This window comes from Citrobacter sp. wls829, assembly GCF_005280825.1.
GTDB lineage: Bacteria > Pseudomonadota > Gammaproteobacteria > Enterobacterales > Enterobacteriaceae > Citrobacter > Citrobacter gillenii.
Genome location: NZ_SZWP01000111.1, coordinates 1 through 283, shown reverse-complemented (window position 1 = coordinate 283; position 283 = coordinate 1). Strand labels below are relative to the sequence as shown.

The following is a 283-nucleotide window of genomic DNA, read 5'->3' as shown; positions in this document are numbered from 1 at the left end:
GACGTTGAACACCGACAGATTAAGTACCGGAACAACGTGATTGAATGCGATCATGGCAAACTGAAACGGATAATCGGCGCCACGCTGGGATTTAAATCCATGAAGACGGCTTACGCCACCATCAAAGGTATTGAGGTGATGCGTGCACTACGCAAAGGCCAGGCCTCAGCATTTTATTATGGTGATCCCCTGGGCGAAATACGCCTGGTAAGCAGAGTTTTTGAAATGTAAGGCCTTTGAATAAGACAAAAGGCTGCCTCATCGCTAACTTTGCAACAGTGCC

The 283-nt window shown here is 47.7% G+C and carries 1 protein-coding gene; it reads left to right on the top strand.

What is annotated here, in order from left to right; translation table 11 throughout:
- The coding region (locus tag FDW88_RS22310; RefSeq protein ID WP_137363374.1) for a DDE-type integrase/transposase/recombinase at nt 1-231 on the top strand (231 nt) is incomplete at its 5' end.
- Nucleotides 232-283 lie beyond the last annotated feature (52 nt).